Below are 15,186 nucleotides of genomic sequence, written 5' to 3'. Positions count from 1 at the left end.
GCACCCACGCCGTGCGACTCCGTCCTCAGCCGATGGAACGCACCACGCCGCCATCGACGCGCAAGGCCGCACCGGTCGTCGCGGAGGCCTGATACGAGCAGACATAGACAACCATGTTGGCGACTTCTTCCGTCGTCGAGAACCGGTTGATGAGCGACGTCGGGCGCGCCGTCTTCAGGAATTGCTGCTCGGCCTCGGCTTGCGTGATGCCTTGTTCCGCCGCCATCGCCTTCATCCAGCCCGACAGGATCTCGGAATTCGTGGGGCCGGGGACGACCGCATTGACGGTGACGCCCGTGCCGGCCACCAGTTCCGCCAGGCCCCTCGACACGGCGAGCAGCGCGGCCTTGGAGACGCCGTAGTCAATCATGTCCTTGGGGATGTTGAGCCCGGATTCGCTGCTGATGAACACCACGCGCCCCCGTCCCCGCTCCACCATTTTCGGCACGTAATGGCGGGCGGCGCGCACGCCGCTCATGACGTTGAGCTGGAACAGGTCGAGCCATTCGTCGTCGCTCTGCTCGAAGAAGTTGTTGAGGTGCGCCGTGCCCACGTTGTTGACCAGGATGTCGGTGTCGGGCACCTGCGCCACCAGCGCGGCCGAGCCTTCCGGCGTTGCCAGGTCGGCGGTGACGCCGGCAAATTCCGCATCGGGAAATTCCGCGCGCAGCTCCCGCAGCGCCGTGGCGACCCGCTCCTCAGTGCGGCCATTGATGACCACCGAGGCCCCGGCACGTGCCAGCCCTTCGGCAATGGCGCGGCCGATGCCCGCGGTGGAGCCGGTAACCACGGCCTTGCGGCCCGTGAAATCGATTTTCATGATGTATTCCTTGGTTTGCGAGTGCGCCGGAAGTGCGGCGCGACGGGATGCAACGCCGCTCGGCCGAGCGCGTTCAATCGAACTTGATGAGGTCCTGGAAAATAAGCTGGGTCCAGCGGTTGCCCCGCGCCTGGACCAGCGCGCCGCCCTCGTCGAGCCGTCCCAGATCCACCGGCGCGTAGCCCAACTGTTCCGCCAGCGCGGCCACCGGCGCTATCGCGGCGTCGTCGTCGCTGGACAGAAAGACCACCCGCCTTCCGCCCTTGACCGAGGGGTCTTCGGCCAGCACGCCGGCCGGCAGGTGGTTGAAGCCCTTGACCAGCCGCGCCCCCGGCAGGGCGCGGGCAATGACGGCCGAAGAGGGCAGGCCGTCGAGCTGTTCCAGGGGCACGCCGTACGCGTTGGTCACGTCGACGACGATCTTGCCGCTCCAGCCTTCAGCCGCTTTCGCGACATCCCGATGCGACCAGAAGGGAACCGCCAGAAAGACGATGTCGGCTTCCAGCGCGTCCTTCAGCGAACGGGGCGCGACCGTGGGGCCAATCGACTTCGCCAGCGGGGCGATCGCTTCGGGTGGGCGCGTGCTCGCCACGGCAACGTCGATGTTCTTGCGGGCAAAAGCGTGGGCGAGGGCCTGGCCGATCTGACCCGCGCCGATGATGGCGTAACGCATGATGTCTCTCCGGTAATGATGGAAGGTGAAGCGCCGTGCTTCAGTGCGGAGAGATCGTAATTAGCGCCGGAAGGAATGATAATCAGGCGATTTCCCATAAGCTCAATTCCGTATTGGAATCAATCGGCCGTACGGCCCGGGGATCGCGATGGACAGGTTTCAAGAACTGAGCGCCTTTATTGCCGTGGTCGAGGCGGGCGGCTTTTCCGCCGCCGCGCGACGAATCGGCAGCACCCAGTCCGCCATCAGCAAGGCCATTGGTGCGCTGGAGAAGCGCCTGGGCGTGGTGCTGTTCAATCGAAGTACGCGCAGCGTGACCCTGACCGATCAGGGCCAGCGCTATTTCGACCGCACCAAGCCGCTGCTCGACGAGATCGGTGCGGCCGACAACGAGCTGACCAGCAGCACCCTCGATATCTCCGGGCGCATGCGGATCGCCGCGCCCTCGACGTTCGGCCGGCTCCACGTTCTTCCGCTGATACCCGGGCTGTTGTCGCGCCATCCCGGGCTGAAAGTGGAGCTGCTCCTTTCGGATGCGGCGCGCGACATGGTGGAAGACCGCATCGACCTGACGATCCGGGTGGGCACCGTCAACGAACCCGACGCCGTGGTGCGACGCATAGGCAGCACCAGCCTCGTATGCGTGGGGTCACGCCGCTATTTCGAGTTGAAGGGCACGCCAAAGACGCCCGCCGACCTGGTCGACCACAACTGCCTTGTGTACGAAGGCATGGTGGAGTCGACGCATTGGCCGTTCACCGGCCCGGAAGGGCCGTTCAACGTACCCGTGCGCGGCAATTTTTCATCCAACAGCGTCGACGCGATACGCACGGGCGTGCTGGCCGGCGTGGGCATCGGCATGTTCACGCGAGCGTCGCTTGCCGAGGAACTGGCACATCCCGACGTCGTCACGATACTCAACGACTTCGTGATGGGCACCCGGGACGTGAGCGTCGTCTGGCCGCAACGCCGTTTCATATCGGCGCGCGTGCATCGCGTAACCGACTACTTCGTGCAGGCGCTGTCGCCGCGGCTTTAGCGGCGATCAGCACCGAGGGAGGGCTCCCACCCATCCACCAGCCGCCACACGGTCACCAGCCGGTGGCGAGCAACGCATCCAGTTGCGCGAACTGTTCGGGCAGGCCTTCCGCCGAGCCGGCGAGGGCGTCGTCGAGGGCCGCTGTCGTGGGGTAGCGTTCGTGCAGGGTGACCCGCGTCTTGCCGGCATCATCCTCGAACGTCACCGTGGTCACGGCGCCCCCATCGCTTTCCTCGTTCGTCCATACGATGCGTTTTTGCGGGACCACCTCCCGGTAGGTGCCGAAGAACGCCATCGGTTGATCGGACGCCGGGTGGCTGAATACGAGGCGATACGTGCCGCCGGTGCGCACATCCATGTCGCACGAGAGCAGCGTGAGCTCCACCGATTTCGGAATCCACCACTGCTGGAACAGTTCGGGCTTGCTCCACGCTTCGAACACGATGCGCGCCGGCGCATCGAATGTTCGTGTCACGACGAGTTCGTGGTCGGACTTGCGTTCCACGGCAGTGCGGTTCGTCGCGGCGGGATTACCTTCTTTTGCCTTGACCATCTGCGTTCTCCTTGCGTTTCAGGGTCTCGACAACTTTGTCCAGCGCGTCGAAGCGTGCGCTCCAGAGCTGGCGGTGCTGCTCGATCCAGGCGGCCTCTTCTTCCAGCCGGCGCCGTCCGAGCCTGCAGGTTCGGACGCGCCCGACCTTCTCCGTCGTCACCAGCCCCGCCTGCTCCAGCACGCTGACGTGCTTCTTCATGCCCGTAAGGCTCATGTGGAACCTTTGGGCAAGGTCGGAGATCGAGGCATCCGAACCGCCAAGCTGCTCCAGCACACCACGTCGGGTGACGTCGGAAAGCGCGGCAAACGTTGCGTCGAGGCGAGCTTGATACTGAACCATATGGTTCACTGTATGGCGGACTTTGACGACTTGCAAGCGGCGGATACTCCGCCGGCGGTTTGGTCGAAAATCACGGGATCAGTAGGTGGCCAGGGCCGTCACATGGCAGCGCGTTAGCCGCCGCTCCCTGTAGGAGCGACTTCAGTCGCGACGCTCTTGATGTTTGCAGGAGCGCACCCTGTGCGCGATGCTTTTGCCGTTGTGCGTGACTCCAGAGCAAGAGCTTTCGTCTGCCTGCGGCAGCCGAGTTGCGCGTGGCTAACGCAAAGGCAGGAACAGCTCAGCTGCCGTACCCAACTCGGGCTGGTTAAGGAACAGGCGTTGGCAGTAGATGGGGAAGTCACGCATCTCCTCACCGCTTGCCGGCAGCCAGTCCCGATATAGAAACAGGGCGGCTGGCTCCAGGTTGTGAGTGTCCCCAGTCACTCGGAGCACGGCGCATCGTCCGCCGGGGATCTCGCCAGCTTTCACACCGTCTTCGTTCGGTTCGATCGCGTAGCCGGCTTTGATTCCGACGCAAAGATCCATGCTGTAGTCGGCAGGGTTGACGGGATCCCGCTCCGAATACCAGATATTGAACGTCGGGCTCGTTTTGGGAGACAACCCAGCTGCCATGCGCCAGGCGATGAATCGCTGGATCGTCGCATCGATGGTGCGGCGGTCGCCGCGATGTTCGAAGATCGCGACAGGGGTGGGTGCGATCTCGCGGATGGTCACTTGGTCGTGCGTGTAGGCGGTGCTCATGATCTTGCTCCTGGCGGCATGGAAGGGCCGGAAAGCCAGAAGCCATGGCTCCCAATCGGGAGACTTCCGGAAGGTCGATGGTGATTGCTTGAACCTCTGCCGGAATGCACGGGCGAACGCGTCCGGCGTCTCGTATCCGGCGTCCAAGGCGATCTGCGTGACGCTCAGCCCTTGCACATGGGCCAATTGCTTTGATGCGCGTTGCAGACGCGCCAAACTGGACGTACCGATGAAGGGAGACGCCGAAGAAGGCCCCGAACTGCCGGTGAAAGTGGTACTTCGAGAACGCCGCGATTTGGCTCAGAGCTTCGAGGTTCAAGTCGTCATCGAGATGGCGCTCGATATGGTCGAGCACCTTTTGCATCCGCGCGTGGTAGTGGTCTAGGCCGGTCATCTTGGTCGTTCGTTTTGGCCGCATCAGGATGACGCGCACAGGCGCGGCGTGCCCGGCCGATATTGCGCTCTTTGTTCGAGCCTCGGCGGTAGGCGACCGGCTGTCGCAAGCTACATGTACAACGGCAAGCGCCGGCGCGAGGCAGCACCATTCGGGTGCGGACCGCGCGCCCGTGGGTCGCTCGCTTCGGTCAGACGCGGACAGGTGCGACTAAGCCTTCCTGGGGCACCAATGCGGAGGGATCTGTGTTCCGCACAACGCCCGCTCCCGGCCATTACCGGACATTGAGAGTCACGGCTGCAGACCACGGTTGCAATGCCCGAGATAGGGACCGGAGGTAGTTAACAAGCTTTAATCACCTCCGGCCCCTTTTTCGCCTGACCACGGCTACATTCTCAAAGTCATCGTATGTCGCGGTAAGCGAATTCGATGAGGTCTCGCACCAATTCGAGCAAGCCGCCCCACGGCATGCCGTCGTAGGGATCGCCATGAGCGAGTCCGTTCCGGATGCCGACCAGTGTTATCGGTGGACCGATGAGGGTTCCCTTGCGCGTTTCGCGTTCCTTGTCACTCTCATACAGACGACTGACCACTGGACTGCCATAGATCCGCGCGGATGGGAGCGCGCTATCAGTCAACCCTTCACTATCGACCATGTAGCGCAACAGGTCGTAAAACATCGGAGCGCGCGGTTTGGTTGTTGCTTGTGCTGGGTCTTTCTTCCGTTTCTTCGCTTGTGCGCCAGTGACCTGACTGCCATAACGATCTAGCAACGCGAGCTCGAGGGCAACGACCGCAGCTAATTCACCGGACTTGATGAAACCGTATTCAAACCAGCCGTAGGCATAGAGCTTCTGGGCGAGGGAGAATCTCACCGACACGATCAATGGCACCGTATCGTGTAGATCACACCCGCGGATGAGGTCCAGCCACTCCGACGCGTGCGTGAGGGTACGAACTGCGCCTGGGTTTCCCTGATCGGGCCACGGAACCGTCAGCGGGCAAGTAGGGCGATTCGGCCACGTGTCAAAGAATGCAATGTCGTCCATTTAATCCGCAGACTTCGCGTACCAACGAAGTTGATCAATCGAGTCAATCGGTCGTGATTAGAGCGCCAGTATCTTGATCAACGTTACCCGCAGCGACACCCTGTATCCGAACCAATGACCTTACGGCGTTCGGCTAGCGAAATGACATTGTCCGCTTGAGGCAGAGACTTGTTGCCAACGGGGACCGACTGTTCCCCTAGAAATTCTACGAGCACGGGCGGCTTGACGGCGAACAACCTGGAATAGGCGACCAAGTCAACTCGCTGATACTTCATGTCCAATCGCACGGCCTGTGCAAACAGCTCGGGAGTTTCCGTTGCGATCAGCGCATCTTCGCGCTCGACCTTTGCCTCGCCACCACGATTGAGCCGGATAACGCCTGTGCGGTACTGGTCTTCCGAAATCAATGCGAGCTGGCGTGCCCGGTACAGCAATGCCGCCTTGCTGACCTTCCATCGAAGCTTCATCTCGGAAAGGCCATGCCAGTTCAGATAGGTACCACGCAACCGCGGAAACTCTTTCACGAAGCTCGAACGTGGCAGCAGGAAGGCGCCGGCGAAACGGTTGGCTTCGCCTTCGGTTTTGCGATCACCCGTCGTCAAGCCCACATGCAGCACCAAGTGTCCCAGTTCATGAGCGACGTCGAACCGGACGCGACAGGCTGAAGCCTCTTCGCTGTTTACCACGATGATGGGGCGCGCCGCGCTAATCGAATATGCATCCACCTCGCGAGAAACGCCTTTGAACGAGGTGACCACTGCCCCGGCAAGTTCTGCCACCCGGATCATGCTCTGGATCGGACCGAAGCCCAGTCCCCAGTGAGAGCGACAGGCCTCCGCTGCACGCTCGATCTCTATCAGCGAGTGCACGTCATGCTGGGGAATGTTTGGGGGAGGCAATTCCAGCTTCTCTTCCAACCCCGCCACGAGCCGGCGGAACATCTCGCCTTTTGCCAAGGCCACATGCTTGATCGCCGAGCGTGTGGTGAAGTGCTTACGGAAGTGACACTGCTCCTCCGCCACGGGGGCGGGTGCAGGAGTAATAAAAAACGCAGGTTCGACCTGCGTCAGTTCGGCGATCGCCGCCAAGGTATCCATCGGTGGCAAGATCTGCTCTGTTTCGATCTTGTGGACGTACTGGCGCGTCTTATCCAGGCGTGCAGCGACGTCTTCCAGGGTCATGCCATGGAACAGGCGTGCTAGCCGGATATTGGCTCCAAGGACTGTAGCGGACTCAGGCATGCATCACCCCCGTGCATCGTCGTCATCACCCACGGCACGATCGTTGCCGACATCATCTGCGTCGGGTTTCTTCGGACGCAACATATCCGCCGGATTCGGCAACGGAACTTCAGCAGGCCGGCTCTCGTCAACACTCGACAAGGCAGGCGTGCTGCGCGAGTACTGCCAGCGGAACGACTCGTTCTGATTTACGTCATAGCCGATGAAGAAAACTTCGGCTTCTTCATCGGTGTGTTGCGCCTTGGCCACGATGAAGCGGAACATCAGGGGGGCGTCGACTTCGATGTCGAACAGCTGATCGGAGTCATTCCGACGAAAGAAGCCCGGCTTGCGCGGGTTGGTGGGATCATCGGAGAAGAACCGACACGGCACGCCGCCAATCTCGAACGTCACATCCATACCCGCATGGGTCAGCTTGAGCCATGAGTGCTGCCCGCTATTGCACAGTTGGATCAGGGCATTACGCTGTCGGCCAAAGGTGGCCGTACCGCGCGTGTAGCCGTCGTCGAGTGGGCCTGCGAGTTCGAGCTCGGTATCATAGAGCACCTCAAGCAAGGCCTCCGCAACAGTGCGGAGTCGGTATTCGGTCAATGCCGGATTGAACTCGTGCGGCGTGCTGGCCATTGCGTCCTCAATCTATGCAGATTAATAGAGTTGTCCCAGAGCATAGTTGTGCAAAAACCTCTGGTTGTCAACCAGCCTTCTCATCGACGGAAACCTCTCCTGGGCGATCGGCATGCTGTCAGTCGAAGTCGAGCTCGATGGTCAAATTCGTCGGCATGCTTAGCCTGCTGATGTCGCCAGATTGCGAAGCCATGGGCAAGGTTGCCCGGCCACCATTCAATTGATGGTTCGGTGGCGGGTTATGGCTGTCGACAATGCCGCCAAAGAAGGAGGCAGCGTCAGGTACTCATCATCCAGCCGAGTGACTACGTGCGCGAAGATGGTCGCCAACGTGCTCATGGGAAGTTCCGTCGGCCGCACCATGCGGCGGATCGTCCAGTACTCCACGATCGCACGCTGGGCAAATCTGGTTACTGCACAGGCGACCAACTTCCCCAGCCGCGTCGCTTCCGTGCCACCTTGCTGGTGGGTAGTCGCCACCGAACGCAGATATGGGGCCGGAGGTAGTTAACGAGCTTTAATTGCTTCCGGCCCCTTTCCCACGACACATTAACTACACCAGACGCGGGAGCCGAACTTGTGCGATGGTGGTTGCTAAGGGTCGCAAGGGCAGAGGTCGGCCAGAAACGATCGTTCGAAAGTGCCCTTTGACCTCGGTTGCGTTACTCAGGCTCGCCGTTGTTTGGACGTTGGTGTGCCGGCGGTTCTACAGCAAGAATGTCTGCCATCTCAAGCAGCAATGCGCGCACCGCGAAATGGTCTTGCTGCGCAAGCGTACGATCGATTGAGCGAAGAGCGTCAAGATGCCGCAACTGGTTGGCGCTTCTCGCCAGATGGGCCGCGGCGCGGGCACGCACTTCCGCCGGAGGTGCCCCTTCGCTGACGAGCATCTGGCGGAACCGTGTCTTGAGTGCAGTCGCGGCCTCCGGAGTTCCCTCGCCGATCGCCAAGGCGGCTAGCCCTTCGACCGATGTTTCTAGAATTCCCCAGCCGGTTTCGTGTCTTCCACCCTTCTTCGCCCACGCGATTAAGAGTGCTTTGCAGCTTTCGTAGAACTCCAGGCAGTCCCGCCGATACCCATCGGAGGCTGCCTCAAAAAGATTTTCGGTAAGGGAGTAGGCCTCAGCAAAATTCACCGAATCATTGTCGTCCGGGAGCCATGACAACGTCGAAACAAGCCAAATAGCGTGTTTTCTCAACTTCTCCTTCAGGTATTGCGAACAAGCTGGTGCGTTCGATAGGGCATTCAGCAATTCGGAGATCCCAACGGCCCAGGTAACGGCATCGAAGGTAAAGGAGGATCGCTTCTGTACGGCAAGCAGGAGGAGTTCCTTCTGCGGTTCATAAAGCTGATCAGCCCATGTCTCGATGTTACGGATAATCTCGCCGGCACGTGCATTGTCCGCGGGCGCTTTCAATAACTGGTTGACCAGCGATGTGAGCCTTCCACGGACTGAAGAAATGCTGGTGCTCGAAAAGTACGGGCCGAGCGTATTGTGGTGCATCGAACCGGGCGAAGTGTCGGGCGTCTCCAGGAACAGTTTCGCCGCGTCGGTCACTGCCGAACGCAGTTTGCGGATCGGGAAGCGGATATCGTGCTTTCCCTTTGCCAGGAGGTCGTAGGTGACTTCGGCAAGCTGCTCGAACGCGGTCAGCGTGACTGGTTGATGATTCGCCCTTAGCACACCGACATAAGAAAGGGTGGCGATCTTCTGTACCACGCTGACAATCTCGGTCGGTCTGGTATGGTCTAGCGCAAGTCTCGACGCGCGGCCCATCAGCCGGATGCCCTCCATCATTAGGTCGGGCATGTTGTGGGGAATAACGGACTCGACCGCTGATCCCATGTAGCCGGACGCAAGTAACGCGTGATACTTGCTTCGGTCGCGCCCGGGATACTCGATCTTCAGATATACACCATACAGTCCCCCCATAGCGCGCAGTGTGCCCTCCGCCAATCGCTCGTCACCCTTAGCCAACGCGGCCTGCATCGTCTGTCGCAGTTGCTCTAGCGAGGCGTTGATGAAGCCGTCGGTGGTGCCTGACATCTCGAAGAATGGGATGGTTCCCACGAAAGTGCCGTTCTTTGCTGCGCAATACGTAGCATTGATCAGCATGATGCGTTCGAAAGCGTGATCCGTGACCTCGTAGTCACCCTGCTCCGCGAAGCGCTTTGCGTAAGAAATGGCGTAATGGATTGCTTGCCCGGCGGATTTGGTCCAGTGGGCGTTGACCTCATAGAAATGGGCCTTGGGGGCGTTGAAATGAATTTCTGTGTCATCGTCAACGATGCTGGGTTGCTGCGCCTCCTCCAAAAGAAGGGCGGCTTTGTCTGCTAGCCGGTTCCACCTCCGCAAGTCCCGTCGAACCACCTTCGACATGATAGCGAGCTGTTCGATCGGATTTATGAGCTGGAGTGCGCGCCGGTACGCATAAAGAAACAGCAGTCCGATCGCGGCGATTCCCCAAATCGCCGTAACGATCGCAGGGATAGCCCAGCTTCCGTCCGGAATCAGCGACGTCCCAGCGACGACTAACGCCGTCAGGAACGATCCGAGAAACGAACCGAGTAACTTTCTGTCCGAACTTAGCTGCTTGAACAAGCCATGCGGCATGCGCTCGACATTGATCTGCATGGCGAAAACGACGAGCGAGAACGCGATAGTTGCGGCTCCGATCAACGCCGTTCCTGTGCCGCCAAGAAGTGTTTTGAGTGTGGCTAAGCTCTCTTCTTTACTGAAATATCCTCCGGTCACGCGCTGCAGGAACGGCATCGCGAACACGCATGAAAGCATGGCGGCCAGTAGGACAAGCATCGCGAGCTTCAGTCCATGACGCAGGCGGTAGTGATCGAATCGGATCTCGGCCTGATAGAACCGCAATGCATTCGTTGCATAAGCCTTCCTAAGTCGATCGCACAGCTTCTGCATGGTCATCGATCGGCCGTGTGATGTGCTCGATCCGGTGCATGTGTCTCTGCGAGACGCAGCCCGATCCGATGGAACATCGCATTCAGAAGCGATTTGCTGACCGAGACTATTTCCGTGGCAATGTTCTCAAGGTCTTCGACGGAGTAACCGTTTGAGATCTTCGTCGTGAAGGCCATTGCGAACTCTATAGCGAGGCCAGCGTCCGACTCGGCCACGGCCATCATCTCGGTAGCCAGGTCAAGATAGTCATTCGCATGAACGGCGAAAAGCCGATGGTTGTCGCCTGCCTTCCGTGCCCACACGTCGTGCTGGACGCGATTACGTTTTAGGCGTGCGTCGTCAAGCTGATTCAGTATCTCGATGAGGGAGTCCAACTCGTCTCCCTTGAGGGTCTCAGCCGCGATTATTCTCGCTCTGGATGTCGCCTTGGCTGCGCTACCGTACTTCTTGAGTTCCGTTGTTGCGTCCTTGAGCGTCATATCCAGAAGAATCGCAAACAGGCAGTTCAAATTCACCTCGGCCTGCGACCATGAAGCTGCGATCACACCGATCTTCTGAGCGAATTCCGGGGATTCACTGATTACATGCGGCCCGACCTCCAGAAGCAGCCGCTCCATCTTGTCGAATATTTGCAGTCCGTGTTTGCCTTGGTGCATACGTGGCTCGACTCTCCTTGGAGCCAACAATATACATTGCCTCCCGTCGCCTCTGCCGCGGAAAGCCATGTGAAGAGAGGGCGCACCTTCTCAAAAGTTGGTGCCGCCGCTTGGCGGTAGAGGCCGCGTCCTTCGTACTACTCAAATTGGGGCGTCGGAATGTCTGCTTCGGGTCGGAAGCCGCCGGTCATCGAGGCTCAAAAGCGACGGGCTCGTCGGCAAGCTAGCTGTGGTCGACCAGCCGGATGTTTATATCGATTGACCGAAAAAGCTTCCTGAAGAAGCGAGCAGAGGAATCAGCCCACCCGCGCCTGCCGCACATAACGCGTGCCCAGCAACACATCCCACAGCGGCGTGGTGACGCCGAAATTGGTGCCGGGGTGGTAGTGGTGCACGTGATGGGCACCGGCCCAGCGACGCAGCAATGGCTGCTTGAAGCGCACGTGGTGGATGATGAAGTGGGCCAGGCCGTAGATGATGTAGCCGAAGGTGATGGCGCTGGCGAGCAGCAGGGCGAAGCCGGTGGGCATCAGGGCCAGGAACACGCCGGTCAATGCCAGCAGGATGAGCGGTGGCAGGAAGAACGGCAGGGAGTCGTAGCCCAGCGGGTGCTGGTGGTGCAGCTCGTGGCCTTGCGCGAACAGCGGGATGCGGGTGTGGAACATCCAGCGGTGGAAGAAGTACTCCACGAAGCTGAAGGCGAACAGGCCCAGCACGATGGCCAGCGTTCCCAGCAGTGCGCCGGGCTGGCGGCGTGCGCCTTCAACCATCAGGACGGCGCCAAGCGCCACGTCCACCGCCAGCTCGCCCCAGTAGTTGGCGCGGGTGGAGGACATCCGCACGATCGCATCCACGCCGTTGCGCAAAAGGTTTCGCATCATCGCTGCATGGTTCCGTGATCGTGCAAGGGGCGCCGGGGCCGTTGTGGGCCCGGGACCCGCGCATTCTCCCATGTCACCTGCGGTGACGCATCACGGAGCGGTCGGGATGGGCGCCCGGCCTTCATGTCCCGTCAATGCGACAGCGCGAAGCTGGTCAGGATGGTGGCGGTTTGCTCGGGCTTTTCCAGCATCGGCATGTGATTGCAGCCGCTGATGACGCTGGTGCTGATGGCGCTGGCGGACACCAGGCCGTTGCGCAGGCTGTCCAGCGCGGAGATGTCCATGACCTTGTCGTCGTGGCACCACAAGCCAAGCACGGGCATGGTCAGTTGGCCCAGGCGCTGCTGCAGGGACAGGTATTGCGATGGCTGGCGCAGCGTGTTGAAGCTGCTTTCGATGAAGGCACGATCACGCTGGTTGCGCGCCACCAGCACGTCGGCGAAGCGCCCGGCCAGTTCGGGTGGTTGCGTGAATGCCAGCGCCATGGCGCGCTGCAGCCCGGCGCGGTCGTCGAACACGAACGGGTTCTTGCCGGCCGCGGCGTCGCGCGTGAAAGCGTTGCCCGTGTTCTTCAGGCCGAAGCTGTCCAGCAGCGCCAGGCCGGTGACGTGGTCGGGGTGCTCGCTGGCGTAGACACCGGCAATCACGCCACCCATCGAGTGGCCGGCCAGCATGAACTGGCCAATGTGCAGCGTCTGCACGAACGCATCCAGCCGCGCCGCCTGCGTCTCGATGGTGTAGCTGGCTCCCGCCACCCGAGAGGAATCGCCCCAGCCAGGCATGTCGGGGATGATCAGGTGAAAGTGCGGCGTGAGCTCCTTCGCCACTTTCAGCCACTCGGTCTTGTCGGTGGCGAAGCCGTGCAGCAGCACGATGGTGGGGCCTTCGCCGCCTTCGTAATACGCCCAGCGGGTGTCGCCGGCCTGCACGGCATGCACCTGCAGATGCGCCGCCATTGCCTCGCGCTTGAGGTTGGCCTGCATCAGCCATTGCGGCGCGAACAGGTAGCTGCCGCCCAGCACGATCACCAGCAGACCGCCCAGCCACGCCAGGAACTTCAGCCGCCGCAGCAGCATGCGTTTCCATAGCGGGGTGGTGGCGTTGGTGGCTGGAGGCATGGTGGTTTTTCTTGAAGGAATGGGAGAAATCGCTCCTCCCCGGCGTCGGAGGGGAGGGTTGGAGAGGGGGTCGCTCTTGATCCTGGTGAAGGTCAAAAGCCTACCCCCTCCCAGCCTCCCCCTGCTGCGCAGGGGGAGGAGAAAATCAGGTTCGCTCCCCTGCGCTGCGGGGAAGGAGCCTCAGTGCTGCGCCTTCTTCGCCTTGGCGATGATCGACTCCACCGCCTGCTGCGTCAGCGGGTGGTAGCCGGCTTTGGCTTTCGCGTAAACCTGCTCGGCATAGGCCAGGCCTTCAGGCGTTTTCGCGAAGGCCTTGTACAGCGGCGTGGTGAGGTAGAGCCGGCCGATGCGGATCATGTGCTCGGCGGCGGCGGGCCATACGGCCTTGTCGCCGGCAGCGATGGCGTGGCTGTACCAGCGCATGCCGATCTCGGCGTTGGGCGTGCCGGTGAGGTGCCAGGCGGCGTCGAGCTGCTGCATTTTCGCCAGCGGCGGCGCGTCGGGCAGGCGGTCGAGGAAGTACATCCACTCTTGCGTGTTCCAGCCCTTGGCGTCGAGTTTGGCGGCGGCCAGCGAACCGGCCAGGAAGTCGCTGCGCTGCTTGTCGATCGCGTTGAAGCGCGGCGAATCGGGCAGCGGCGCATCCTTCGGAATGCCGGTGCCGTAGACCCAGGCCTGCACTTCGTCCCAGCGCATCTTGCCGGGGTATTTCTCGATCAGGTTCGGTTTCAGATAGTCGAGCATCTGCTCGGTGGTGATGCTCTGGAACGCGAAGTGGTCGAAATAGCCCTTGAGGTAGGCGTCGAAATCGGCGCGGCCGAAGCGTTGCTCCAGCGTGCGCAGGAACCACGAGCCCTTGTCGTAGGCCACGTCGGACAACGAATCGTCGGCACCCACACCGCGCGGATCGGGCGCCAGCTTCTGCGCGTTGGCCGGCATCGCGGCGATGTCCTTCTGCAGTGCGCGCGCCGACAGCAGCGCTTCCTCATCGGCCAGCGGCTTGCCGTACAACGCCTCGGTGATGCGCCCCTGCACGTAGGTGGTGAAACCCTCGTTGAGCCAGATGTCGCGCCACGACGCAGCCGTGATCAGGTTGCCCGACCACGAATGCGCCAGCTCGTGCGCCACCAGCGACACCAGGCTCTTGTCGCCCACCAGCACGGTGGGCGTGGCGAACGTCATGTTCGGGTTTTCCATGCCGCCGTACGGGAACGACGGCGGCAGCACCAGGATGTCGTAGCGGCCCCAGCGGTACGGCCCGTACAGCCGCTCGGCGGTGGCGATCATCTTCTCGGTGTCTTCGAACTCGTGCGCGGCCTTGGCCACCACCGACGGCTCCGCATAGACGGCCGAACGCGGGCCGGTTTCCTTCGCCGCGATATCGCCGGCGCCAATGGCCAGCAGGTACGACGGGATCGGGTGCGTCTGGTTGAAACGGTAATCGCCATCCAGCGGATGCTTCGCGTCGTTCGGCGCGCTCATCACCACGCGGATGTCCTTCGGCGCCGTGACGTGGGCGTCGTAGGTGAAGCGGATCGCCGGCGAATCCTGCAGCGGCACCCACGAGCGGGCGTGGATCGACTCCGACTGCGAGAACATGAAGGGCAACTTCTTGTCCGCCGTCTGCGCCGGCGTCAGCCACTGCAGGCCCGACGCGCCGGGCGAGGTGGTGTAGACGATGCGCACCTGTGCCGGATGCTTCGGCGTGGCGATGGTGAGCTTGCTGCCCAGCACCTTGTCGCGCGGCGCCAGCGCATATTTCAGCGGCGTGGTCTTGCCGTCACGGCCGACCGCCTCGATCTTCGCGATCTTCAGGTCGCGCGTATCCAGCACCAGCGACTGTGCCTGCGGGTTCGTCCAGTCCAGTTTCAGCGTGGCCTGGCCGTCGAGCTGCTTGTGCGGGAAATCGATATGGAGGTTCAGATCCAGATGGGTCACCCGCACCTGGTCGGGCTGGGCGTAGGAGTTGGGATCATTGGCCAGGGCGGCCAGCGGCAGCATCAGCGTGCCGAAAGCGAGGGCGGGCAGGAATCGCATGGGAGGCTCCGGGCCGGCAAAAGGGCGAGTATGCCACCGGCCTGTCGGCCGCGACCCGTGGCGGAAGTTGGGCACGGGATGCGGGCG

The 15,186-nt window shown here is 61.6% G+C and carries 16 protein-coding genes; 2 read left to right on the top strand and 14 right to left on the bottom strand.

Annotated features, from left to right (window positions below):
- Positions 1–25: 25 nt before the first annotated feature.
- Together ASD68_RS14040 and ASD68_RS14035 are read right to left on the bottom strand one after the other, a co-directional pair.
- Positions 26–820, bottom strand: a complete 795-nt coding sequence (locus tag ASD68_RS14040) for an SDR family oxidoreductase (RefSeq protein ID WP_056607870.1) — start codon at positions 818–820, stop codon at positions 26–28.
- Between the two features lie 73 nt (positions 821–893).
- Positions 894–1,493: an NADPH-dependent F420 reductase gene (locus tag ASD68_RS14035; RefSeq protein ID WP_056607868.1), complete on the bottom strand. Its 600-nt coding sequence runs from the start codon at positions 1,491–1,493 to the stop codon at positions 894–896.
- 148 nt (positions 1,494–1,641) lie between these two features.
- Between ASD68_RS14035 and ASD68_RS14030 the strand changes: the two genes are divergently transcribed.
- The gene (locus ASD68_RS14030; RefSeq protein WP_056607867.1) at positions 1,642–2,532 is read left to right on the top strand and encodes a LysR family transcriptional regulator; all 891 of its coding nucleotides are present in this window, start codon (positions 1,642–1,644) and stop codon (positions 2,530–2,532) included.
- Between the two features lie 52 nt (positions 2,533–2,584).
- Here ASD68_RS14030 and ASD68_RS14025 read toward each other — a convergent pair whose 3' ends face one another.
- The 3 genes from ASD68_RS14025 to ASD68_RS14015 all read right to left on the bottom strand — a co-directional run bounded on the left by ASD68_RS14025 (position 2,585) and on the right by ASD68_RS14015 (position 4,169).
- Complete coding sequence (locus ASD68_RS14025; protein WP_056607864.1) at positions 2,585–3,085, bottom strand: SRPBCC family protein; 501 nt, start codon at positions 3,083–3,085, stop codon at positions 2,585–2,587.
- Complete coding sequence (locus ASD68_RS14020) at positions 3,063–3,461, bottom strand: metalloregulator ArsR/SmtB family transcription factor (protein WP_235578751.1); 399 nt, start codon at positions 3,459–3,461, stop codon at positions 3,063–3,065. The genes ASD68_RS14025 and ASD68_RS14020 overlap by 23 nt, the downstream gene beginning before the upstream one ends.
- Before the next feature lie 222 nt (positions 3,462–3,683).
- On the bottom strand, positions 3,684–4,169 hold the full coding sequence (locus tag ASD68_RS14015; RefSeq protein ID WP_235578750.1) for a GyrI-like domain-containing protein: 486 nt from the start codon (positions 4,167–4,169) through the stop codon (positions 3,684–3,686).
- Here ASD68_RS14015 and ASD68_RS17335 point away from each other — a divergent pair.
- Entirely contained in the window at positions 4,168–4,554 is a 387-nt protein-coding gene (locus ASD68_RS17335; RefSeq protein WP_235578749.1) for a hypothetical protein, read from the top strand. The genes ASD68_RS14015 and ASD68_RS17335 overlap by 2 nt on opposite strands.
- Positions 4,555–4,964: 410 nt before the next feature.
- On the opposite strand, the gene ASD68_RS14010 is transcribed toward ASD68_RS17335, so the two are convergent.
- The 9 genes from ASD68_RS14010 to ASD68_RS13970 all read right to left on the bottom strand — a co-directional run bounded on the left by ASD68_RS14010 (position 4,965) and on the right by ASD68_RS13970 (position 15,099).
- Positions 4,965–5,438 carry a hypothetical protein gene (locus ASD68_RS14010; protein ID WP_235578748.1) on the bottom strand — a complete coding sequence of 158 codons (474 nt, stop codon included), beginning with the start codon at positions 5,436–5,438 and terminating at the stop codon, positions 4,965–4,967.
- Positions 5,439–5,695: 257 nt separating this feature from the next.
- Positions 5,696–6,853: an XRE family transcriptional regulator gene (locus ASD68_RS14005; RefSeq protein ID WP_082546082.1), complete on the bottom strand. Its 1,158-nt coding sequence runs from the start codon at positions 6,851–6,853 to the stop codon at positions 5,696–5,698.
- 3 nt (positions 6,854–6,856) lie between these two features.
- The gene (locus tag ASD68_RS14000) at positions 6,857–7,477 is read right to left on the bottom strand and encodes a hypothetical protein (protein WP_056607858.1); all 621 of its coding nucleotides are present in this window, start codon (positions 7,475–7,477) and stop codon (positions 6,857–6,859) included.
- A gap of 216 nt (positions 7,478–7,693) precedes the next feature.
- Positions 7,694–7,816 carry a hypothetical protein gene (locus ASD68_RS17400; protein WP_255357735.1) on the bottom strand — a complete coding sequence of 41 codons (123 nt, stop codon included), beginning with the start codon at positions 7,814–7,816 and terminating at the stop codon, positions 7,694–7,696.
- Between the two features lie 323 nt (positions 7,817–8,139).
- Positions 8,140–10,413, bottom strand: a complete 2,274-nt coding sequence (locus ASD68_RS13990; protein ID WP_056607853.1) for a hypothetical protein — start codon at positions 10,411–10,413, stop codon at positions 8,140–8,142.
- Positions 10,410–11,063, bottom strand: a complete 654-nt coding sequence (locus tag ASD68_RS13985; protein ID WP_056607851.1) for a hypothetical protein — start codon at positions 11,061–11,063, stop codon at positions 10,410–10,412. The genes ASD68_RS13990 and ASD68_RS13985 overlap by 4 nt, the downstream gene beginning before the upstream one ends.
- Before the next feature lie 296 nt (positions 11,064–11,359).
- Positions 11,360–11,944, bottom strand: a complete 585-nt coding sequence (locus ASD68_RS13980) for a sterol desaturase family protein (RefSeq protein WP_056607849.1) — start codon at positions 11,942–11,944, stop codon at positions 11,360–11,362.
- A 131-nt stretch (positions 11,945–12,075) separates the two neighbouring features.
- Positions 12,076–13,020 (bottom strand): alpha/beta fold hydrolase, encoded by a 945-nt coding sequence (locus ASD68_RS13975; RefSeq protein WP_056608092.1) that lies wholly within the window; start codon positions 13,018–13,020, stop codon positions 12,076–12,078.
- 222 nt (positions 13,021–13,242) lie between these two features.
- Positions 13,243–15,099, bottom strand: coding sequence for a M1 family metallopeptidase (locus ASD68_RS13970; protein ID WP_056607847.1), 1,857 nt, complete (start codon positions 15,097–15,099; stop codon positions 13,243–13,245).
- Positions 15,100–15,186 lie beyond the last annotated feature (87 nt).

This window comes from Rhodanobacter sp. Root627 (assembly GCF_001427835.1).
Lineage (GTDB): Bacteria > Pseudomonadota > Gammaproteobacteria > Xanthomonadales > Rhodanobacteraceae > Rhodanobacter > Rhodanobacter ginsenosidimutans.
This window is presented reverse-complemented; position numbering and strand designations above follow the sequence as displayed.